Source organism: Burkholderia sp. S-53, from assembly GCF_025560745.1.
GTDB classification, from domain to species: Bacteria; Pseudomonadota; Gammaproteobacteria; order Burkholderiales; family Burkholderiaceae; genus Burkholderia; species Burkholderia pyrrocinia.
This window is the reverse complement of the sequence record NZ_CP090483.1, coordinates 2,549,791-2,571,734: the sequence shown is the minus strand read 5'-3', so window position 1 is coordinate 2,571,734 and position 21,944 is coordinate 2,549,791. Positions and strand designations below refer to the sequence as shown.

Here is a 21,944-nt window from a genome sequence, read left to right as displayed (position 1 = left end):
TCCGCGCGTCAGGAGGTATCGATGGGTCAGATCTTGTTCATCGTCTGGCGGGAGAGCGTCGAAGCGCTGCTCGTCGTCGGCATTCTCTATGCATGGCTGAAAAACGGCGACGACGACGCGCGCCGCGGCCTGCCGTTTCTCTGGGCCGGCGTCGGTGTCGGCTTGCTGATGGCGGTCGGCCTCGGTGCCGCGCTGGTCGGTTTCACCGAAGTGCTGTCCGGCGACGCGCAGGACTATTTCCAGACCGCCATGGTACTGATCGCATGCGTGCTGATCGTGCAGATGGTGCTGTGGATGCGCCGGCACGGCCGCACGCTGAAGCGCGACATGGAGCAATCGCTGCAGCAGAGCACGCGCGATTCGAACTGGTGGGGCGTCGCCGTGCTGGTCGCGCTCGCGATCGCGCGCGAAGGCAGCGAGACGGTGATCTTCCTTTACGGCCTCGGTTTCGGCCAGTCGGGCCACGTCGACGGCAACCAGATGCTCGCGGTCGTGATCGGCCTCGGTCTCGCGTTCCTCACGTTCTACCTGCTGCAGCTCGGCGGCAAGGTCTTCTCGTGGCGGCATTTCTTCCGCGTCACCGAAGTGATGCTGCTGTTCCTCGGCGCAGGCCTGTTCCAGACCGGCGTCGACAAGCTGATCGACAAGGAAATCCTGCCGCTCGGCATTTCGCAGGTGTGGGACACGTCCGCGATCCTCGATGATTCGGGCACGTTCGGCTCGCTCGTCGCGACGCTGACCGGCTATCGCGCACACCCGGCACTGACCAACCTGGTTGCCTATGCGGCGTACTGGGCGGTCATCTGGCTGCTGATGAAGCGCGCGAGCCGTCGTCCGGCCGTTGCCGCAGGCCGCGCGGCATGAGCGTTGTCGCCGCAGCCAAGCCGGGCTGGCTCGCGCAGGCCGGCCAGTGGATGCAGCGCCACGGTGCGCTGATCCGCGGCATCCAGTGGATCGTCGTCGCCGTCTACGCGTTCCTGATCATCGTGCCGGCGGTGTTGCCGCTGCCGGACGATTCCGCGCATCTGTGGAGCAACCTCACGCTGATCGCGCAATTCGCGTTCTGGGGCATCTGGTGGCCGTTCGTGCTGCTGTCGATGGTGATGCTCGGCCGCGTCTGGTGCGGCGTGCTGTGCCCGGAAGGCGCACTCACCGAATACGCGAGCAAGTTCGGCCGCGGTGGCCCGATTCCGCGCTGGATCCGGTGGGGCGGCTGGCCGTTCGTCGCGTTCGGGATCACGACGATCTACGGGCAGATGGTGAGCGTGTACCAGTACCCGCTCGCGGTGCTGTTCGTGCTCGGCGGCTCGACCGTCGGCGCGATCGTGATCGGCGTGCTGTACGGCCGCGAGAAGCGCGTGTGGTGCAAGTACCTGTGCCCGGTCAACGGCGTGTTCGGGCTGCTCGCGCGGCTCGCGCCGATGCGCTACAAGGTCGACGAGGATGCGTGGCGCCGTTCGTACAAGAACGGCGAGCACGGCCATCGCGTGATTCCGATCAACTGCGCGCCGCTCGTGCCGTTGCGCAGCATGAAGGGCGCGGCATCGTGCCATATGTGCGGCCGCTGCAGCGGGCATCGCGACGCGATCTCGCTGTCGTTGCGCTCGCCGTCCGACGAGGTCGTGAACCTCGGCGCGCAGCAGGCGAGCCCGTGGGATACCGCGCTGATCCTGTACGGTCTGCTCGGCGTCGCGATCGGCGCGTTCCACTGGACCGTCAGCCCGTGGTTCGTGCAGATCAAGCAGTGGCTCGCGGGCTGGCTGATCGATCGCGACATCACGTGGCCGCTCGAAACCAACGCGCCGTGGTTCCTGCTGACGCATTATCCGGACCGCAACGACGTGTTCTCCTGGCTCGACGGCGGGCTGATCGTCAGCTACATCGTCGGCACGGGGCTCGTGTACGGCACGGCGCTGCTGGTGCTGCTGGCCGGCGCCACGCTGATGCTCGGCCGCTTCGATCGCGTGCGGCTGCATCATCTCGCGCAGGCGCTGATCCCGATCGCGGGTGCGGGCGTGTTCCTCGGGCTGTCGGCGACGACGCTGTCGTTGCTGCGGGCCGAGCATGTGCCGCTCGGCTGGGCGACCGACGTACGCATCGCGATCCTGGTCGGCGCCAACGCCTGGAGTGCGTGGCTCGCGTGGAAAGTGACCGGGCGCTATGCGGCCTGGCCGCGCCGGCTCGCGGCATTTGCGTGGTTCGCCGTCGGGCTTGCGGTCGTCGACAGCGCATGGTGGTTGATGTTCTGGGGTTTCTGACGCGGTTGTGTGCAGCTTCGGCTGCCGTGCGAAGCCACTGAGCAACAAGCACGGTTCAGCGTTCGGCATGCATTGAGCGACAACGAACACGGGCGGCATGCGTCACGCATTGGCCGCCCAAACAAAAAAGCGACACGTCCTTCGACGTGTCGCTTTTTTTCTTCCTTGTGCGAGAACCAAAAAAGTGGCTTGGCTTGCTGCAACGGCTGCTTGAGTGTGTTTGCACGAAGGGGTCTAGATCTCGCGTGCAAGCCGTTCCGCTGGCTAATGCCCAACACCTCTCAGGGAGGTGGTCCCCACAATACTCTGTCGTTACTTCGTCAGGATCAGCTTGCCGAGCCGTGTGGCGCGCAACTGATAAGTCTCTCCGTTATGCGCGATGCTGATGTGGCTGTGGCCTTGCAGCAGCGAATCGCTGTTGACGACCCGCGTGCCTGCATCGCGGTTGCCGGTGGGCTTCGCCGGCGTCGTGACCGCTGCCGTCTTTTGACGGCTGTTGCCTGCGGTGCCGGTCGTGCGGTGCAAGGTCAGCGTGGTCGGGCGCATGGTGTCGGTCATTCGGTTGATCGGTGACTGTCGATACGATGGAATGAATTCTAAATGATAACTATTCCCATTTACAAAAACTCTTTATCGATCGAAATGGCGGACTTGATAGTTTGAGTCAAAGGGCGGCCCGCAGGCCGCCGCCGGATTCAGTGCAGCGGATCGGGGTCCTTGCGGCCCTGCGCGTATTCGCGGATCAGGCGGACCGTGTCGATATCCGACGTGCGGTACGCTTCCTTGACGATCCCGTGCGTCTGCCGAGCTTCTTCGCTGTCGTCCGAGACGGTCAGCGTCGTGCGGTATTCGAAACGCAGGAACAGTTCGTGGTCGTCGCGCTCCTCGATCGTCATCGTCAGCGACCCGCCGATCTCGCCATCGGCCGCACGGATGTCGTAGCGGACCTGCTGGTTCGGCGTGAACGTGACGTGGTCGCGTACGGTCGCGTGGCCGTAGTGCAGCTCACGTTCGAGCGTCGTTTCCGTCCGTTCGTGGACGACGCAGCTATCGAGGCCGAGCACGAACAGTTGCGGCTGTTCGGCACGCAGCACGAGGCCTTCCCAGAGCTGGTCGCGGGTGAGGGTCGGCACGGCCGGATCGTCGGAGTTGATCTGGATCAGGTGTTCGAAGTTCAAGGGGGCGGATTCCTTCTGGTGGTGGGCGGCCACATGGTTCAAGAAGTTATTGTGACGCAAAACCATCCGTTTCGCGGTACCTGCCGCCCCCGATCGGGCGTCAGGCCTCGATGCGGCCCATGCGGCCGGTCTGGTAGTCGACGACCGCCTGCCGGATCTCTTCCTCGGTATTCATCACGAACGGGCCGTAGCGGACGATCGGCTCGTTGAGCGGCACGCCGCCGATCAGCAGCAGGTCGAGCGGCGTATCGCCGGCGGCGAACGTGACCGTGTCGCCGTCGTCCGCGTAGACGATCATGTGCCGTGCGTCGACAGCCTGCCTGTCGGGCCCGTAGAGGCCCGTTCCGTCGATCGGATAGGCAAACACGCGATAGCCGGCCGGAACGGGCTGCGTGACCGTCGCGCCGGGCTCCAGCGTGAAATGCTGGTAGAGGATCGGTGTGCGTGTCTCGATCGCGGCCCGGACACCGAACGCTTCGCCGGCGATGACGCGCACGCGCGCGCGGCCGTCCGGCGACGTCGCGCTCGGAATACGGTCGGCCGGGATCTCCTGGTAGCGCGGCGCAATCAGCTTGTCGCGGCGCGGCAGGTTGACCCATAGCTGGAAGCCATGGGAGCGGCCGCCCGCCTGCGCGAACGCCGGATCGGGCATCTCGCTGTGCACGACGCCGGAGCCGGCCGTCATCCACTGCACGTCGCCGGGGCCGAGCGTGCCGGCATGGCCGGACGAGTCGCGATGGCAGAAGCGCCCGTCGAGTGCGTAGGTCACGGTCTCGAAGCCGCGATGCGGATGATCGGGCGCGCCCACGGCCTCGCCGGGGGCGTAGTCGACGGGCCCCATTTCGTCGAGCAGCAGGAACGGATCGAAATCCATCAGCAGCCGGGTCGGGAACGGGCGGTGAACCACGAAGCCGCCGCCTTCGGTCGTGCGAAGCGCGGGGTACGTGCGGTCAAGCGAGCGAGCGGTCGTCATCGGGAAGCCCTCGAAATCATCGGAATAGCGTTATTTTTGAAACATAGCGCTATTATATTGGGCGTTTAACCGTTCGATTTGCGGCGGTTCGCAATGGATTGTTCTGAAATTGGAACGATGACATGAGTATCGATGCACACAACCTGAACGACCTGATGTACTTTTCGCAGGTCGTCGAACATGGCGGTTTCTCGGCAGCGGAGCGCGTGCTGGGCATCTCGAAATCGCGCCTGTCGCGGCGCCTGACCGAGCTCGAGGCGGCGCTCGGCGTGCGTCTGCTGCAGCGCTCGACGCGCAAGCTCGCGCTGACCGAGGCGGGGGAGCTGTTTTACCAGCATTGCCAGGCGATGCTGGCCGAAGCGCAGGCCGCGATGAATGCGGTGCAGCAGTTGCGCGCGTCGCCGCGCGGCTCGGTGCGTGTCAGCGTGCCCGTCACGCTGTCGCAGACGATGCTGTCGCGCATCCTGCCCGAATTCCTGCGTCGTTATCCCGAGGTGAAGGTGCACGTTCGTGTGACGAACCGCGTGATCGACCTGTTCGAGGATTCGATCGACGTCGCGCTGCGCGTGCGCTCGGAGCCGCCGCAGAACGCCAACATCGTCGTGCGGCCGCTGTGGCGTACCGAACAGATGCTGGTCGGCGCACCGAGCCTGCTGAGCCAGAATGCGCCGCCGCTGGTGCCGGACGACCTGACTTATTTCGAGACGCTCGATACGCCGAGCGTCGACGGGCGGCACGTATTCAACCTGATCGCGCCGGACGGTACGCGTCACGTGCACGAGCACGACCCGCGGCTCGTGACGGCCGACCTGATGACGATCCGCGAGGCCGTGCTCGATGGCCTCGGCATCGCGGCGCTGCCGGAGATGATGTACGGCAACGCGCTGCGCGCGGGCCAACTGTCGCCCGTGATGCCCGGCTGGACGCTGCCGGTGCCGCAACTGTATGCGGTGTTCGTGTCGCGGCAGGGGATGCCGCCCGCGGTGCGTGCGTTCGTCGACTACCTGGTCGAGAAGCTCGATCACGGCGCATACAAGGAGCAGGGGTGCCCCGAGCGTGTGAAGAAGGAGGCGGCGGCCGATGCTTCGGCGACCTGAACACGTCGCGCACGATGACGCAAATTTGTTTTGTCATTGAAGCGTCGCCGGCAATCGCAAGTTTCAATCGCCGAAACCTTGAATGCGCGGGCGGGCGGGCCTATATTGAAATCCCATTTCGTGAAGGAAGTTCTGAGCGAAATCAGGTGGCCGCATATATTGCGAGCCAGATAGGGCAGAACGCGCAGTCCGTGCAGACCACGGCAGAGTCGCATTTGCGTTGCTCGAGGCGCAACCGATACCGCCAAAGAGCCCGCCGCCCGAAGGCGCCCGCGTGCGCATGAAAAAAGGCCTTCATCTGGCGATGAAGGCCTTTTACTTTGTGTGGCCGGCAACGCGCGAAACGCGCGTGCGTTACTTCGCTTTCGCGCCCGGCTCCGTCACGAAGCCGAGCTTCGTCAGGCCGCCGGCCTGCGCATCCGACATCACTTCGGCCACATGCTCGTATGCAACCTTGCGGTCCGCACGCAGGTGCAACTCCGGCTGCGGCGTGCGTTTCGCCGCTTCCGCGATGCGCGCCTGCAACTGTTCGCGCGTGACCGTGTGGTCGTCCCACAGGATCGTGCCGTCGCCCTGGATCGCGACGTCGACCGTCTGCGGCTTTTCTTCGACGGGCTGGCTGCTGGCGTGCGGCAGGTCGATCTTCACCGCATGCTGCATCGCCGGGATCGTCACGAGGAAAATGATCAGGAGTACGAGCATGACGTCGACGAGCGGCGTCATGTTGATCTCGCTCATCACGGCATCGTCGTCATCGTCGCTGAATCCGGTGTTCATTGCCATGGTTCACCCCGTCTCAGCTGGCGCGCGTCGCGAGACGCAGGCCGTCGCGCGTCGACGACGATGCGAGGCTCGCGCCCGTCACGAAGTATGCGTGCAGGCCGTGCGCGAAGCGGCGCAGCTTGCTGACGACACCCTTGTTCGCGCGGGTCAGTGCGTTGTAGCCGAGCACGGCCGGGATCGCGACGAACAGGCCGAAGGCCGTCATGATCAGCGATTCGCCGACCGGGCCCGCGACCTGGTCGATCGACGTCTGGCCGGTTGCACCGATCACGAGCAGTGCGTGGTAGATCCCCCAGACCGTGCCGAACAGGCCGACGAACGGTGCCGTGCTGCCGATCGACGCGAGGATCGCAAGACCGCTCTGCATGCGCGAGATGCCCTCGTCCATCGTGTCCTTCAGGCAGCGTGTGACCCAGTCCGACACATCCATGCGGTCGTGCAGGTGCGGTTGCGTCTGGTGGTGGTGATCGGCGGCTTCCTTGCCCGACAGCGCGAGCGCGAGGAACGGGTTGTCGTTCGGCGTCGATGCGGCGAGGCCGAGCTTCTTGATGCCGTCGTCGAAATTGTCCGAATGCCAGAACGCCTGTTCGGCATTCTTCGTGAGGCGGTTCAGGCGAATCACGTTCCAGCCCTTGACGACGATCACGATCCACGACAGGACCGACATCACGAGCAGCGTGATCGCAATGGCGCGCGTGACGAAATCACCTTGCGCCCAGACGTGCGCGATACCGTAGCTTTGCATTTTTTTGTTTCCTTTGAATCTACCGAATGAGACGGGTTAATCGTCGAGCGTGAAGTTGAAGGGCAGCGTATGGGCGGCTCGGATCGCCTGGCCGTTCTCGATATACGGCGGACAGGTGCTGGCGCGCGTCGCATCGAGTGCGGCTTCGTCGAGACGCGGGTAGCCGCTGCTCTTCTGCAACTGGACACTCTCGATCTTGCCCGTCACGCCGATGATGAAGTGAACATAGGCCGTGCCCGTTTCGCCTCGGCGGCGCGACATCGACGGATAGGTGGGCTTCACGAAGTTGCAGCTGAGCGCCGTTACGTTCTTCGGCGCGCTGACCTGCATCGTCTCGCGCGCCGGGCCGGGTGCGGTGGCCGGTGCGGCAGGAGCCGGCGCGGCGGGAGCAGGTGTCGGATCGGCGGCTGCCGGTGCAGGTGTCGGCGAAGGCGATTGCGCGACCGGCTGGGGCGTCGGCTTGACCGCCTGCTGCACCGGCTTCGGCTCGACCTTCGGTTTCACGCGCGGCGCGGGCTTCGGCGGCGCGGGCTGCGCCGCCGATTGGACCGCGACCGGCTGCGCAGCGGGCGCAGGCGGGATGAGCTGCGCGGTGATCGACTGGACCTCGATCTCCTTCGGCGGCAGCGCGTTGCGATGGAGCCAGGCGGCCGTCAGCATGATCGCGTGTGCGGCAAGCACACCGGCCGCGACGACGATCACTCTGGGATTCATACGTGGTGCAGCCGGCAAGACGCCGGCAGGAGCGGAATGCGAAGCCTGCATGTTAGTTTGAAAGAACGATGTCGCACCCGGGGCGCGGCGGGTGAATCGGCATCACTTGCGGAAGATCAGCAGCGAGATGCAAACGGTGGTCACGAATCCGATCAGCAATTCCATCACAGGCTCCTTGGCAGGTAAGCCGCTGGCTCGCGCAGACGGTGGCTTGCTGACGGTCAAAACAAAAAATGCGGCCGGGGCCGCATGCGCACGCTCGGCGCCGGTCAGGCGGCCTTGCGTTCGTAGAACGTGACCGGGATCGGGTGAGCGTGATGCTCGACACCGCACCGGCTCGCGCAGACCCCTTGCTCGGCCATGAGGTCGCGTACGGACTCCTCGCACTTGCCGCAGCACGTGGCCACGCCGAGCTCGAACTGGAGTTCATCGAAAGAATTGACGCCCTCTGCGAGGGACGCGCGAATCTTGCGATCGGAAACAGACTTGCACACGCAGACGATCATGATGAGTTGCGATAGCTAACGTTAATGCGAATTATTATCATTAATTTTGCGGACGTTGACAAGCCTGGGTCGGGCTTTTTTTAAGGTCATCGGACCCTTGAAACGGCGGGGGCGGCGGAGCCGCGTCGGGAGAGGGTGTGCCGGCCCGCGTCAGGCGGTCGCGCAGGCGCGCGCGTTCGGCGAGGAAATGGTGACGGATTCGACCGGCGCATCGAGGCCGAGCAGCGTCGACGCGAGTGCCTGCAACTGCCGGCCGTCGCCGGTCGAGCAGAAGCGGGGCGGTGCGACAGGCGTGCCGGCGGGCGCGCGCAGGCCGTGCTGGTCGAGCACGCGCACGAGCTGGCGTGCGATCGCGTCGCTCGTGTCGATGATCGCCATGCGGTCGCCGACAATGTCACGAATCGTTGCGGTGAGGAACGGGTAGTGCGTGCAGCCGAGGACGACCGTATCGGCTCCGTCGTCGAGCATCGGCTGCAGATAGCTGTCGAGCAGAGCGCGCAGCGCGGGCGAGCCCGTGTCGCCGCTCTCGATTGCCTGCACGAGCCCGTGGCCCGGCTGGCAGATGAAGCGGCAGCCGGCGCCATGACGTTCGAGCAGCGCCTGGAAGCGCGCGCTGCGCAGCGTTGCCTGGGTGGCGAGCACGCCGGCGACGCCGCTCGCGGATTGCTGGACGGCCGGCTTGATGCCCGGCTCGACGCCGACGAGCGGGATCGCGAGATGCTCGCGTACCGCCGCGATCGACTGGGCGGTCGCCGTATTGCAGGCGACGACGAGCGCCTTCGCACCCTGCCGGACAAACCACTCGCCGATCGCGAGCGTGCGTTCGGTGATGAATGCGTCGTCGCGTTCGCCGTACGGGATGTAGCGCGTATCGGCCGTATAGACGAACGACTCGCCGGGCAGGTGCGCGCGCACGGCACGCAGCACCGACAGGCCGCCGAGCCCCGAATCGAAGATTCCGACAGGGGCGGCGGCGCGCATCGCGGTAGCGGCTGGCTGGTTCGTCATCGTCATGCGGACGGCGCGGCGGGCGGGGCGATTACTCGGCCGAACCCATCATCGTTTGCTGGTAGTTCTGCAGGCCGACCTTGCCGATCAGGTCGATCTGCGTTTCCAGCCAGTCGATGTGCTCTTCGGTGTCGTCGAGGATCTTTTCGAAGATCTCGCGCGACACGTAGTCGCGAACCGATTCGCAGTAGGCGATCGCTTCCTTGCACGTGGCCTGCGAGATCTGCTCGAGCTTCAGGTCGCACTTCAGGATTTCTTCGGTCTCTTCGCCGACGAGCAGCTTGTGCAGGTCCTGCAGGTTCGGCAGGCCGTCGAGCATGAACACGCGCTCGATCAGCCAGTCGGCGTGCTTCATTTCGCCGATCGACTCGTCGTACTCGTGCTTGCCGAGCTTTTCGAGGCCCCAATGCTTGTACATGCGCGCATGCAGGAAGTACTGGTTGATCGCCGTGAGTTCATTCTTCAGTTGGGCGTTCAGATATTCGATGACTTTCTTGTCGCCTTGCATGGCTGTTCCTTGTTCAGTGGGGCTTCAGAAACCGAACGATAATCGCTCGAACGAGAAAAGCCAAGCCTAGAAGCCTTGCCGGGCCTGCCTTTTGCGTGTAATGAGAATCAGCCTCGAATAACCGGCTGAACGCGATAACGAGAACGAGAAGCAAAAAGGCCGGACTCCCGTCCGGCCTTTCGTGCGATCGCGTTTAAGCGGCTGCGACCGGGATCTTGCCGATCTTCGCCTGCCACTCTTTCGGACCGGTCTGGTGCACCGACGTGCCCGACGAATCGACGGCAACCGTCACCGGCATGTCCTGCACGTCGAACTCGTAGATCGCTTCCATGCCGAGGTCTTCGAACGCGAGCACCTTCGCGCCGCGGATCGCCTTCGACACGAGGTAGGCCGCGCCGCCGACCGCCATCAGGTAGGCCGCCTTGTGCTTCTTGATCGCGTCGATCGCGACCGGGCCGCGCTCGGCCTTGCCGACCATCGAGATCAGGCCCGTTTGCGCGAGCATCGTCTCGGTGAACTTGTCCATGCGGGTGGCCGTCGTCGGGCCGGCCGGGCCGACTACTTCGTCGCGCACCGGGTCGACCGGGCCGACGTAGTAGATCACGCGGTTCGTGAAGTCGACCGGCAGCTTCTCGCCCTTCGCGAGCATGTCGGCGATGCGCTTGTGCGCGGCGTCGCGGCCGGTGAGCATCTTGCCCGACAGCAGCAGCGTCTGGCCCGGCGCCCAGCTCGCGACTTCTTCCGGCGTCAGCGTGTTCAGGTCGACGCGCTTGCTGGTTTCCGTGTTCGGTTCCCACTGGACCTTCGGCCAGGCGTCGAGCGACGGCGCTTCAAGCTTGGCCGGGCCCGAGCCGTCGAGCACGAAGTGCGCGTGGCGCGTGGCCGCGCAGTTCGGGATCAGCGCGACCGGCTTCGATGCCGCGTGCGTCGGCGCTGCCATGATCTTCACGTCGAGCACGGTCGCCAGGCCGCCGAGGCCCTGCGCGCCGATGCCGAGCGCGTTGACCTTCTCGTGCAGCTCGACGCGCAGTTCCTCGACCCAGTCCTGCGGGCCGCGCGCGATGATTTCCTGGATGTCGATCGGCTCCATCAGCGATTCCTTCGCCATCAGCATCGCCTTCTCGGCGGTGCCGCCGATGCCGATCCCGAGCATGCCGGGCGGGCACCAGCCCGCGCCCATCGTCGGGACGGTCTTCAGCACCCAGTCGACGATCGAGTCGGACGGGTTCAGCATCACGAACTTCGACTTGTTCTCCGAGCCGCCGCCCTTCGCCGCGACCTGCACGTCGACCTTGTCGCCCGGCACGATCTCGTAGTGGATCACGGCCGGCGTGTTGTCCTTCGTGTTCTTGCGGGCGCCTTCCGGCGGGTTGACGATCGACGCGCGCAGCACGTTGTCCGGGTGCGTGTAACCGCGGCGCACGCCTTCATTGATCATGTCGGTGAGGCCCATCGTCGCGCCGTCCCAGCGCACGTCCATGCCGACCTTCACGAAGATCGTGACGATGCCGGTGTCCTGGCAGATCGGGCGCTTGCCTTCCGCGCACATGCGGCTGTTCGTGAGGATCTGCGCGATCGCGTCCTTCGCGGCCGGGCTCTCTTCCAGCTCGTACGCGCGGCCGAGGGCCTGGATGTAGTCGAGCGGATGGTAGTAGCTGATGTACTGCAGCGAATCCGCGATGCTCTGGATCAGGTCTTCCTGTTTGATGACGGTCATGGCTGAGACTCTGTGAGGACTGTGGGGAATGCGTTTTATGCGTTGACGGCTACTTCGGCCGGCTTGCGGGACGCGGCCACGGCGGGCGCATGCGTCTCGTGGAAATGGGCGGGATGCGTGTGGGTCGTCAGGCGGTCGACCCACGCCATCACGAGCGCCGATACGAGGAACGACACGTGGATGATCACCTGCCACATGATCGCGTGCGTCGTGTGCTGGTCGGGGTTGATGAAGGTCTTCAGCAGGTGGATCGACGAAATGCTGATCAGCGCCATCGACAGCTTGACCTTCAGCACGCCCGCGTTCACGTGGTCGAGCCATTCGGGCTCGTCGGGGTGGCCCTCGATGCCGAGGCGCGACACGAACGTTTCGTAACCGCCGACGATCACCATGATCAGCAGGTTCGAGATCATCACCACGTCGATCAGGCCGAGCACCGCGAGCATCACGCTGATTTCGTCGAGGCCGGCCGCATGCGACAGCAGATGCCAGACTTCCTTCAGGAACAGGAACACGTAGACGGCCTGCGCGACGATCAGGCCGAGGTACAGCGGAACCTGGAGCCAGCGGCTCATGAAAATCAGGGCGGGAAGCGGGCGAAGCGGGCGACGGGCGGGGCGGCCGGGCGAATGCGGGGCGGACATGATGGCGGTGCGGGCGCGGTGCGCAGGTATCGGGGGTAATCTTGAAAAGGCGCGCTATTGTAACGCGTCGGCCGGCGCGACTGCAGCGACGCGCCGGCACGGCCGGGGACCGATCAGGATGCGGCCGCCGGCACGCGTTTCACGCGCAGGCTCGCGAGCACGATGCCGGCGACGACGCACGCGAGTGCGATGCCGTGCGCCAGCGTCGGGCGCTCGCCGAGGAACACGATCCCGTAAGCGGCCGCGGCGATCGGCAGCACCGCGCTGAACACGCCGGCGAGGCTGCCCGGCACGTGCCGGATGCCCTTCATCCACAGCCAGAACGAGAAGATGCTGGCCGACAGCCCGTACCAGACGACGAGCGCCCACGTGCCGGCCGGCACGCTCGCGTAATCGAAGTGCCACAGCGCGGTCGCACCGAGCGGCAGCATCAGGAGCAGGCCGAACAGGTGCGTGTACGCGCAGATGTCGATCGGCGCGAGCGTCTGCGTGAGCCGGCGCGACAGGATCACGTAGATCGATTCGCAGCACACCGCGCCGAGGATCAGCAGGTTGCCGGTCAGCGAGCCGGATGCGTCGCCGTGGGCGCCGTGCGCTGCCGCGCTGCCGTTGGCGAGGTTGATCGTCACGACGCCGGCGATCGCCAGCGCGATCGACACGAGCGCACGGCCGTTCGGTTTTTCGCGCAGGATCAGCCATGCGAACAGCGCGACGATCGCCGGGATCGTGCTCGTGATGACGCCGGCCGCCACCGCGCTCGTGCGCTGCACGCCGTTGAGCATCAGCAGCGTGAACATGAAGGTGCCGAAGAACGCCTGCAGGAACAGGTTCAGCCATTCGCCGCGCTTGACCTTGCGCATCTTCACGGGGCTGAACAGCGGCCACAGCACGGCGATCGCGATCACGAAGCGCAGCGTGGCGAGGATGGCGACGGGAACGAATGCAACGATGGATTTACCGATACCGACGTTGCTGCCGACGAACAGCATCGACAGGATGAGAAAGAGGGCGTAGCGGTTCAAGCTGGAATCCGGGGGGCGAGTTCAGTTAGGATTGTAGGGTCGCGGTCGTTTCAGCGTAAAGCGCCGCCCGGCGTGCGAAACGGCCATGCCGCGTAAGTGACGGGTAAGTTGGAGCGCTTATCGTGGAAACTGCCGCGCCGCGCGCTCATCGTCGCGCGGCGTGGTGCGGTGCAACATCGCGCGCAGCCTTCGCGGCTGCGTGCGGGTGGTGGGAGACAGCGGCGCATGTGCGCCGGCCAAGATGCGCGGCGCGCACGATCGCGCCGCCATGCAGAGGATTCATGTTCACCAAGGGGTAGTCGATGTCTGCGATTGAATCGGTTCTTCACGAAACCCGCCAGTTTGCGCCGCCCGCGGCGCTCGAGCAGGCGGCGACCATTTCCGGCATGCCGGCCTATCGCGCGCTCGCCGCCGAGGCCGAGCGCGATTACGAAGGCTTCTGGGCGCGTCTCGCGCGCGAGGGCCTCGCGTGGCACAAGCCGTTCACGAACGTGCTCGACGAGAGCAACGCGCCGTTCTACAAGTGGTTCGACGACGGCGAGCTGAACGCGTCGTACAACTGCCTCGACCGTCACGTCGAAGCCGGCAACGGCGAGCGCGTCGCGGTGATCTTCGAAGCCGACGACGGCACCGTCACGCGCGTCACCTATGCCGATCTGCTGGCACGCGTGTCGCGCTTCGCGAACGCGCTGAAGAAGCGCGGGATCGGCAAGGGCGATCGTGTCGTCATCTATATCCCGATGTCGATCGAAGGCATCGTCGCGATGCAGGCCTGCGCACGCATCGGCGCGACGCATTCGGTCGTGTTCGGCGGCTTCTCCGCGAAATCGCTGAACGAGCGGCTCGTCGACGTCGGCGCGGTCGCGCTCATCACGGCCGACGAGCAGGCGCGCGGCGGCAAGACGCTGCCGCTCAAGAGCATCGCCGACGAGGCGATCGCGATGGGCGGCTGCGAGGCGGTGAAGAGCGTGATCGTCTATCGCCGCACCGGCGGCAAGATCGACTGGCATGCGGGCCGCGACCTGTGGATGCACGAGATCGCGGACGGCGAGTCGGATCGCTGCGAGCCGGAATGGGTCGGCGCCGAGCATCCGCTGTTCATCCTGTATACGTCGGGCTCGACCGGCAAGCCGAAGGGCGTGCAGCACAGCACCGGCGGCTACCTGCTGTGGGCCGCGCAGACGATGAAGTGGACCTTCGACTGGAAGCCGACCGACGTGTTCTGGTGCACGGCCGACATCGGCTGGGTCACCGGTCACACGTACATCACGTACGGCCCGCTCGCGTGCGGCGGCACGCAGGTCGTGTTCGAGGGCGTGCCGACCTATCCTGACGCCGGACGCTTCTGGAAGATGATCGGCGACCACAAGGTCACCGTGTTCTACACCGCGCCGACCGCGATTCGTTCGCTGATCAAGGCCGCCGAAGCCGACGACAAGGTCCACCCGAAGAGCCATGACCTGTCGAGCCTGCGCATCATCGGCACGGTCGGCGAGCCGATCAATCCGGAAGCGTGGATGTGGTACCACAAGCACGTCGGCCAGGAACGCTGCCCGATCGTCGATACGTGGTGGCAGACCGAGACGGGCGGCCACATGATCACGCCGCTGCCGGGCGCGACGCCGACTGTGCCCGGTTCGTGCACGCTGCCGCTGCCGGGCATCATGGCCGCGGTGGTCGACGAGACCGGCCAGGACGTGCCGAACGGGCAAGGCGGCATCCTCGTCGTCAAGCGCCCGTGGCCGGCGATGATCCGCACGATCTGGGGCGACCCGGAGCGCTTCAAGAAGAGTTATTACCCGGAAGAACTCGGCGGCACGCTCTATCTCGCCGGCGACGGCACCGTGCGCGACAAGGACACCGGCTACTTCACGATCATGGGCCGCATCGACGACGTGCTGAACGTGTCGGGCCACCGGCTCGGCACGATGGAGATCGAGTCGGCGCTGGTGTCGCACGAGCTCGTGGCCGAGGCGGCGGTGGTCGGCCGTCCGGACGACACGACGGGCGAGGCGGTCGTCGCGTTCGTCGTGCTGAAGCGTTCGCGTCCGGAGGGCGAGGAAGCGGCGGCACTCGCGAAGACGCTGCGCGACTGGGTCGGCAAGCAGATCGGGCCGATCGCGAAGCCGAAGGACATCCGCTTCGGCGACAACCTGCCGAAGACGCGCTCGGGCAAGATCATGCGCCGCCTGCTGCGCTCGCTCGCGAAGGGCGAGGCGATCACGCAGGACACGTCCACGCTCGAGAACCCGGCCATCCTCGATCAGCTCACCGAAGTGCGCTGATCTCACCTGTCGTGCGCCACGCGCGCATGAGCCCCTGCGCGGCAATCCCGATTGTCCGCGCAGGGGCTTTTTGCTAAATAACGGCATGACCGTTCCGACCCGTCCGGCGCCTGTCGCACCGCCGCCCGTTCCCGAACTGCTTGCGCGCGCCCACGCGCGCTACTGGCGTTTCAATGTCGCGTTGATCGCGGTGCTGATGGCGATCGGATTCTCGGTGTCGTTCATCGTGCCGTTCTTCGGGCCCGCGCTCGCCGGGGTCCGGTTCGCCGGCTTCAGCCTGCCGTTCTATGTCGGCGCGCAGGGCGCGATTCTCGTGTATCTCGTGCTGATCGCCGTCTACATCGGCTTGATGCAACGCGCGGACCGTACGCTACGCCGCGCGTACGACGACCATGCGGCGCGCAGCGATCATGCGCATGGCGAGCGCTGATTCATGCTGACGCATCGACTGATACGCGCATACGCGCTCTACACGCTGGGTTTTCTCGGGTTCGTGCTGCTGATGTGGCGGATCGAACGCGCGACCGGCTCCGGCGTCTGGATCGGCTATGTGTTCCTGTTCGTGCCGATCGCCGTGTATGCGGTGATCGGGCTGCTGTCGCGCACGTCCGATCTCGTCGAGTACTACGTGGCCGGGCGGCGCGTGCCGTCGGCGTTCAACGGGATGGCGACGGCGGCCGACTGGCTGTCGGCCGCGTCGTTCATCGGCCTGGCCGGATCGCTGTACTCCACCGGCTACGACGCGCTGGCGTACATGATGGGCTGGACCGGCGGGTTCTGCCTCGTCGCTTTCCTGCTCGCGCCTTATGTGCGCAAGCTCGCGCGCTACACGATTCCCGACTTTCTCGGCACGCGTTTCTCGAGCACGGCCGTGCGCGCGCTGGCGGCCGGCGCGGCGATCCTGTGTTCGTTCGTGTATCTGGTCGCGCAGATCCAGGGGATCGGCTTGATCGCGACGCGCTTCATCGGCGTCGATTTCGCGATCGGCATCTTCTGCGGGCTTGCGGGCATTCTCGTGTGTTCGTTTCTCGGCGGGATGCGCGCGGTCACGTGGACGCAGGTCGCGCAGTACATCATCCTGATCAGCGCGATCCTGATTCCGGTGTCGCTGATCGCGATGAAGAACGGGCTCGGCCCCGTGCCGCAGTTCAATTACGGCAAGCTGATGGAGCGCGTCGCGGCGCGCGAGGCGCAGGTGCGCGACGCGTCCAACGAGCAGAAGGTGCGCGATGCGTATCGTCGGCAAGCGGCGGACGTCCAGACGCGGCTCGACCGGTTGCCGGCATCCTATGCGGACGCGCGTCGGCATCTCGCCGACCAGCTTGCCGACCTGCGGCGCCACAACGGGCCGCTGCGCGAGATCAGCCAGCGCGAGCGCGAGCTGGCCGACTTTCCGCGCGATCCGGCGGCGGCGCGCGTCGCTTGGACGCAGGTGCGAGACGACCTGCTCGCGCGCGCCGAGCCGCCGGTGCCGATGCACGAGCCGTTTCCCGCCGCGAGCGACGACGAGCGCAAGCCGCGCGAGCGGAATTTCCTCGCGCTGCTGCTGTGCCTGTCGCTCGGCACCGCGAGCCTGCCGCACATCCTGACGCGCTACAACACGACCACGTCGGTTGCGTCGGCGCGGCGCTCGGTCGGCTGGACGCTGTTCTTCATCGCGCTGTTCTACCTGAGCGTGCCGGTGCTCGCGGTGCTGATCAAGTACGAGATCCTCGCGAATCTCGTCGGGCGGCCGTTCGCCGAATTGCCGGCGTGGGTCACGCAGTGGCATCACTTCGAGCCGGACCTGATCAGCGTCGTCGAGGTGATTCGCGACGGCATCGTGCACTGGTCGGAAATCCAGATGCAGCCGGACATGGTCGTGCTGGCCGCGCCGGAGATCGCGGGGCTGCCGTATGTCGTGTCGGGGCTGATCGCGGCGGGGGCGCTGGCCGCGGCGCTGTCGACCGCGGATGGCTTGCTGCTGACGATCGCGAACGCACTGTCGCACGACGTCTATTACTGCATGGTCGCGCCGGACGCGTCGAGCCAGCGGCGCGTGACGATCTCGAAGGTGCTGCTGCTCGGCGTCGCGCTGTTCGCGTCGTATGTCGCGTCGCTCAATACGGGGAAGATTCTGTTTCTCGTCGGCGCGGCGTTCTCGCTGGCGGCATCGAGCTTCTTTCCGGTGCTCGTGCTCGGCGTGTTCTGGAAGCGCACGACGACACGCGGCGCGATCGCCGGGATGGTGACGGGGCTCGCGGTGTGCGTGTACTACATCGTGTCGACCTATCCGTTCTTCACGCAGCTGACGGGGTTCGCGGGGCACACGTGGTTCGGGATCGAGCCGATCAGTTCGGGCGTGTTCGGCGTGCCGGCGGGGTTTGTGGTGGCGATTGCGGTGAGTTTGTGCGATCGGCGGCCGGATGAATATACGCGGGCGTTGGTGGATTACATCAGGCATCCGTGAGGTGGGAAGCGGGTGGGGGGGGCAGGCGCCTGAGGCTTGCTCCCGACGGGAAGAAACGTGACCGTTCGCGCACCGAGACCGATATTGACTCAATACGTCGCGCCACTCGCGAGCTAGTCACGAATCTTTGCGAGACGACTATCACCGGATGTCATAAAGACTGCGCCCGTTACCAATTAAAAATCGCGTGCCGTCCAACAACCCGGCACGGGTGCCGGGCCGGGTACGCAGTGCTACATAATTGTGAGCGCTGATTTCGACACGTAACCGAAGATGGTTGTCGACACGGTGCGGCCTGTTCGATCTCAGGATCAAACGAGACTTGAGATCAGGTGGCAGCCGCACGTGGCGCGATGGCCGTGCCGTGCGATCGGAATGCCGTCGTCCGTCATCGACGGATCGCCTTCGACGATGATGTTGGGCGACACGTCGGGATGCTGCGGGCACGACACGCGATCGCCCTTGCGAGCGACGTAGCGGCCGTCAAAGCGCATCGTCGTGGAACCCGTTTCGACCTTGCCGCCGTGATCGGTGTCGTCACCAACGCGGATTAAATTCATCATAGGAAGTCCCGTTTAAGGGTACATATATTCGGTATGATGTCCGACGAATTTGTCGCCAACAAATTCGAAACAGAAATTTCCTTCCTCAAACGATCTGTAGACCAGCATCGCACCACTAATGCATACTTTGTTGCTCTTTATGGAATAGCTGATCTTTCCTTCATCTTTGGCAGCCGGTCGGCCATGCATAAATCCAGAAAATGCATCGATCGGAAGTGGATACACTATCCCAGTTTGAGTGTCGATTGCGACAACTGACCTTTGGTGATAATTTTTGAATTCAGGGTAGGCCAAAAGAATATAGTGCTCGTTAAAGTTCGGTGCTTGCGTTTTGAGTGTATCGTTGTACGTGGCGACGTGCTTGTCGTCGCAAAAATCAACAGGGCTGTACTGGAAGGAACATTTTGTTAAATCTGATGTTGCGTAAGAAATTTTCACGTCTGTGTATGGATGATTTTTTACGCTATCTGTCTTCGGTTGCTTGGCAAAAATTCCAAACGACGAAATTGCGAGGGTGGCCAAAAAAGTCGAAATAAATATTTTTTTCATGTCGATTGCCTATCTTGAATTTTGGATTTCTTCAAGAATTTCTCGTAGTTTTCCAGTAGAGGTCATGCTGGCTTTATTGGCCGCGCCTTCGTTTTGAAAGTAGGTCAGCGTTCCATCTGACAGGACTTTCTCTTTCGTTCCATCTGGATGTTTTTTAACCTTGTTCGTAGGATATCCATTGGGTACAGCGATTGACGCCCACTCTTGGGATGCGGAGAACACGGCATCGTCGATAGTTCCTTTTCCATTTTTTACAAATGCAGACAGTCGGCCGCCGCCAGCCTTGTTAAATAGGTAATCGCGAAACATCCGCTCCTGCATGTCGGCATCGTACTTTTCATCTCCACTCAGAGATAAGCTAGATTTTCCGGCGCTAAGTGTAGGGAAAATGGTTTGGTATTTTCCGGTGGCAAACAATCGATTTGGATTGGTTCCCGGTAGGGGTTCGGTTGCAAGAATTTCGTTGATAGTCTTTCCCGTAACGGGGCCGCCGGGTCCCCCGTGTATGTAAGAATGACCGACATGACCGCCCGGAACATCTTTCGTTCCGGTGTTATAGGCGTCATATCCTCCCTCGCCACTCGCAATAATATCGCCGATCTTCTTTATAAGTTCGTCCAATGCGGTGCTGCTACTTACTTTGAAATTTCCGACGATTCCAATCGGATGGAAATGCCATGGGCTCGGTTCCTTGGGGAAACCTTCTACGCTGGTGACTTGCTCCCACCACTGCAATTTTCCGATCCGCTCGATCTCAGTCTTCCACAGCCACAGCAGCTTCTTCATCAACGGCGACAACGCTTCCCACTTACCCAGCCCACCGCCCCATTCGCTTTCACACCGCACGACGAGGTGGGAGAGGGCTTCTGCCATCCACGGCGTTTCCTGCGCGTGCTTCAACTCCTGCGCTGTCACCTTTCCGTCGTGATTCGCGTCAATCGCCTTCTCGAGCCTTGTGATGAGCGGGCTCGCATTGACCGTTGCGGCGCTCGCCTCGAATTCGGTTTTGCTTTCATCGGCCAGAAATTGCTCGGCGACATGGATGTAGCGCTTGAGCATGTCGATCGGCATGATGCTGCTGTTGTCGATCAGTTCGAAGCCCGGCCAATCCCACGGACCGCACATTTGCACGAGCGGGTGGTCCTGCTCGCACACCCATCCGTTGCGAGTACTTCCATCCTTGGTGCCGATCGTCACGTAGTACCAGCGGCGCCCCTTATCATCTTTCGCGATGCTTCCCGCACCGTTCTTCTCCAGGTCGACGCTCCGGAATACGTCGCGGAAATCTGCGCCGGGCCCCTTCGCGTTTGAGAAGCTCAACGGAAAATCCTTCCAGCCCGGCACGATTGCGGTTGCCGTTGTATTGGCGAGGCTGCTATCGACCCAAACGGGCGCACCGGCGTCGTTGAATACCGGCTTCGTGTGGCGGCCGCCATGTACGGGCGCGGCTGTTTTGGGTTGTACCTTGACCCACTTGCCCTTTGCGTCGGCGGCGAAAGGTACAAGTTTGGTGCCGGGCTGCAGTTTCTGGTCCGGTTCCGGCAGATCGTTTACGAGCCGCGCGCCCGGCGAGATTTCCAGAAATGCTTTGGATGCCGGTAACTGCTTTGCCCGCTCGCGGCTCTTCGCGATGAATGCTTCGAGTTCGGGGCCGGCGAAGACTTCCAGATGCAGCAGTGGCCGGGTTGGCTTCGCTGGCAACAGTTTCGCGTCCGGATAGCGCAGATAGTGGCCGAGCTGGCCGATTACGTCTCCGGCTTTCACCCCATACGGTTGTTTCAGCACAACGACAGTATCCAGTGGCTTCGGGGCGACAATCGGGTCCAGTTCTTTCACGAAGACATACCCGTACGGCGCGTGCGGCGACACCGGCTGGCCGACGACTGCCGCAGCCGGCGTACCAGACTTGATCGCCTTGATCTTCGCCCAGCCCGGGTTCGCCTTTGCCTGTTCGTCCGTGTCTGAGACGGTCAACTCCGCACCTTGCGGCAAGATGCCGAGAATCTTGCTCTTGCCGTTCGGCAGCTCACGGATGCGGAGGCCCGTGACCGGGGGAGGGAGCGATGTTGTGTCTTTCGTGTCTTCTTCCGGTTCGGGCACCTTCTTGAAATCGCTCTGGATGAACTCTCCGAGTACATCGCGATTGATCGTGTCACGCAATGATGGCACGGGCACCTTTGGCAGCGGGACCTCTTGCTTGTCTTTCGCCTTGTCGCCGACCCGATAGTAACGGTCGCCCTCCCAATACGGCATTGGCCCCATGTTCAGCTTGAAGCGGTCGACCTGAGCGACTTTCGCCTGTTCTGCTGCCGACTGGTAGCTGTTCCAGTCCATCGTGTGCATGTACAGGCTGAAGAGCGTCAGCGTCTCGTTCTGCGCCGGTTTGCTTGTACTTGGCGCGGGTATCGGCGTCGCTGCGGCCGTGGACGAGGTCGCCGGTTGCTTAGCGGAATCCTTGGCCGGGTCCGGCTTCGGTGGAGGTGGCGGCGGCAATTGCAGCCGGTGGCGGACCAGCACGAAACCCGTCGAATACAGCGCGTGCCGTCCGTCCTGGTAGTCCTGTTCCGGATACTTGCTATCGAGTCGGTACGCGACGACTTCGCCGTCGGCGATCGCACGGATACCGTCGCCTTGCTTCAGCTGAGCGCTGGTGTTCTGGTCGAAGTGGATGCCGCCGTGCCACATGCCGTTCGCGCCAAGCGGATAGAACCCGTCTTCGGCGGCGGCCAGCGCCTTCATGTAGGTCATGGGGTTAGCCGGGTCGTCCTTGCCGGCAGGCGTGAACGGAAAGGCCCAGTTCAGCGGCGTGTAAGGTGGCGTCGCGGGTGTGCTTGGTGCGGCTGCGGGCTTGGCCGGCGCGGCAGGCTTCGGGGAAGGGTGGCTTTTGCTCATGTTTCTCGGAATCTCTCGTTTCTCGTTTTTCTTGCTGCTCGGACAATGCCCGG

21 protein-coding genes are annotated in these 21,944 nt (G+C 63.9%); 6 read left to right on the top strand and 15 right to left on the bottom strand.

Annotated elements, in window-relative coordinates; translation table 11 throughout:
• The first annotated feature begins 21 nt into the window (after positions 1 to 21).
• Both LXM88_RS16840 and LXM88_RS16835 read left to right on the top strand, forming a co-directional pair.
• A complete protein-coding gene (locus LXM88_RS16840; protein ID WP_262534517.1) occupies positions 22 to 864 on the top strand; it encodes an FTR1 family iron permease in 843 nt (280 codons plus the stop codon).
• Positions 861 to 2,258, top strand: coding sequence for a 4Fe-4S binding protein (locus tag LXM88_RS16835; RefSeq protein WP_065499552.1), 1,398 nt, complete (start codon positions 861 to 863; stop codon positions 2,256 to 2,258). Before LXM88_RS16840 ends, LXM88_RS16835 begins: the two co-directional genes overlap by 4 nt.
• A 312-nt stretch (positions 2,259 to 2,570) precedes the next feature.
• On the opposite strand, the gene hemP is transcribed toward LXM88_RS16835, so the two are convergent.
• The 3 genes from hemP to LXM88_RS16820 all read right to left on the bottom strand — a co-directional run bounded on the left by hemP (position 2,571) and on the right by LXM88_RS16820 (position 4,409).
• Positions 2,571 to 2,816, bottom strand: coding sequence for a hemin uptake protein HemP (gene hemP / locus LXM88_RS16830; RefSeq protein ID WP_262534513.1), 246 nt, complete (start codon positions 2,814 to 2,816; stop codon positions 2,571 to 2,573).
• 137 nt (positions 2,817 to 2,953) lie between these two features.
• Entirely contained in the window at positions 2,954 to 3,436 is a 483-nt protein-coding gene (locus LXM88_RS16825) for an SRPBCC family protein (RefSeq protein ID WP_262534510.1), read from the bottom strand.
• 100 nt (positions 3,437 to 3,536) lie between these two features.
• The gene (locus LXM88_RS16820; protein WP_262534508.1) at positions 3,537 to 4,409 is read right to left on the bottom strand and encodes a pirin family protein; all 873 of its coding nucleotides are present in this window, start codon (positions 4,407 to 4,409) and stop codon (positions 3,537 to 3,539) included.
• A gap of 122 nt (positions 4,410 to 4,531) precedes the next feature.
• Here LXM88_RS16820 and LXM88_RS16815 point away from each other — a divergent pair, with 122 nt between their 5' ends.
• The gene (locus tag LXM88_RS16815; protein ID WP_262534506.1) at positions 4,532 to 5,506 is read left to right on the top strand and encodes a LysR family transcriptional regulator; all 975 of its coding nucleotides are present in this window, start codon (positions 4,532 to 4,534) and stop codon (positions 5,504 to 5,506) included.
• Between the two features lie 354 nt (positions 5,507 to 5,860).
• Here LXM88_RS16815 and LXM88_RS16810 read toward each other — a convergent pair whose 3' ends face one another.
• The 9 genes from LXM88_RS16810 to LXM88_RS16770 form a co-directional block, all read right to left on the bottom strand.
• Positions 5,861 to 6,289, bottom strand: coding sequence for an ExbD/TolR family protein (locus LXM88_RS16810; protein ID WP_096471355.1), 429 nt, complete (start codon positions 6,287 to 6,289; stop codon positions 5,861 to 5,863).
• Positions 6,290 to 6,302: 13 nt separating this feature from the next.
• On the bottom strand, positions 6,303 to 7,034 hold the full coding sequence (locus LXM88_RS16805) for a MotA/TolQ/ExbB proton channel family protein (RefSeq protein ID WP_262534502.1): 732 nt from the start codon (positions 7,032 to 7,034) through the stop codon (positions 6,303 to 6,305).
• Between the two features lie 36 nt (positions 7,035 to 7,070).
• Positions 7,071 to 7,799 carry an energy transducer TonB gene (locus LXM88_RS16800; RefSeq protein ID WP_262534501.1) on the bottom strand — a complete coding sequence of 243 codons (729 nt, stop codon included), beginning with the start codon at positions 7,797 to 7,799 and terminating at the stop codon, positions 7,071 to 7,073.
• 218 nt (positions 7,800 to 8,017) lie between these two features.
• Positions 8,018 to 8,254 carry a (2Fe-2S)-binding protein gene (locus tag LXM88_RS16795; RefSeq protein WP_039370093.1) on the bottom strand — a complete coding sequence of 79 codons (237 nt, stop codon included), beginning with the start codon at positions 8,252 to 8,254 and terminating at the stop codon, positions 8,018 to 8,020.
• A 150-nt stretch (positions 8,255 to 8,404) separates the two neighbouring features.
• Positions 8,405 to 9,268, bottom strand: a complete 864-nt coding sequence (gene murI / locus LXM88_RS16790) for a glutamate racemase (RefSeq protein ID WP_262534487.1) — start codon at positions 9,266 to 9,268, stop codon at positions 8,405 to 8,407.
• A gap of 25 nt (positions 9,269 to 9,293) precedes the next feature.
• Entirely contained in the window at positions 9,294 to 9,770 is a 477-nt protein-coding gene (bfr, locus tag LXM88_RS16785; protein WP_262534484.1) for a bacterioferritin, read from the bottom strand.
• Between the two features lie 193 nt (positions 9,771 to 9,963).
• Positions 9,964 to 11,487: a fumarate hydratase gene (locus LXM88_RS16780; RefSeq protein WP_262534483.1), complete on the bottom strand. Its 1,524-nt coding sequence runs from the start codon at positions 11,485 to 11,487 to the stop codon at positions 9,964 to 9,966.
• 35 nt (positions 11,488 to 11,522) lie between these two features.
• A complete protein-coding gene (locus LXM88_RS16775; protein WP_262534481.1) occupies positions 11,523 to 12,131 on the bottom strand; it encodes a TIGR00645 family protein in 609 nt (202 codons plus the stop codon).
• Positions 12,132 to 12,244: 113 nt separating this feature from the next.
• The gene (locus LXM88_RS16770; RefSeq protein WP_262534479.1) at positions 12,245 to 13,153 is read right to left on the bottom strand and encodes a DMT family transporter; all 909 of its coding nucleotides are present in this window, start codon (positions 13,151 to 13,153) and stop codon (positions 12,245 to 12,247) included.
• A 302-nt stretch (positions 13,154 to 13,455) separates the two neighbouring features.
• On the opposite strand from LXM88_RS16770, the gene acs reads away from it, so the two are divergent.
• From acs to LXM88_RS16755, 3 genes are all read left to right on the top strand, one after another.
• Complete coding sequence (gene acs, locus LXM88_RS16765; protein WP_262534477.1) at positions 13,456 to 15,438, top strand: acetate--CoA ligase; 1,983 nt, start codon at positions 13,456 to 13,458, stop codon at positions 15,436 to 15,438.
• A gap of 85 nt (positions 15,439 to 15,523) precedes the next feature.
• Positions 15,524 to 15,868, top strand: a complete 345-nt coding sequence (locus tag LXM88_RS16760) for a DUF4212 domain-containing protein (RefSeq protein ID WP_262534475.1) — start codon at positions 15,524 to 15,526, stop codon at positions 15,866 to 15,868.
• A 3-nt stretch (positions 15,869 to 15,871) separates the two neighbouring features.
• Positions 15,872 to 17,887 (top strand): sodium:solute symporter family protein, encoded by a 2,016-nt coding sequence (locus LXM88_RS16755; RefSeq protein WP_262534473.1) that lies wholly within the window; start codon positions 15,872 to 15,874, stop codon positions 17,885 to 17,887.
• Between the two features lie 311 nt (positions 17,888 to 18,198).
• Here the strand turns inward: LXM88_RS16755 and LXM88_RS16750 are convergent, their stop codons facing one another.
• Genes LXM88_RS16750 through LXM88_RS16740 form a run of 3 tightly spaced genes read right to left on the bottom strand, consistent with a single transcriptional unit; the run spans position 18,199 to position 21,891 of the window.
• On the bottom strand, positions 18,199 to 18,450 hold the full coding sequence (locus LXM88_RS16750) for a PAAR domain-containing protein (protein ID WP_262534470.1): 252 nt from the start codon (positions 18,448 to 18,450) through the stop codon (positions 18,199 to 18,201).
• A 12-nt stretch (positions 18,451 to 18,462) separates the two neighbouring features.
• Complete coding sequence (locus LXM88_RS16745) at positions 18,463 to 18,999, bottom strand: hypothetical protein (RefSeq protein ID WP_262534468.1); 537 nt, start codon at positions 18,997 to 18,999, stop codon at positions 18,463 to 18,465.
• 9 nt (positions 19,000 to 19,008) lie between these two features.
• Positions 19,009 to 21,891 (bottom strand): SH3 domain-containing protein, encoded by a 2,883-nt coding sequence (locus LXM88_RS16740; protein WP_262534466.1) that lies wholly within the window; start codon positions 21,889 to 21,891, stop codon positions 19,009 to 19,011.
• Positions 21,892 to 21,944 lie beyond the last annotated feature (53 nt).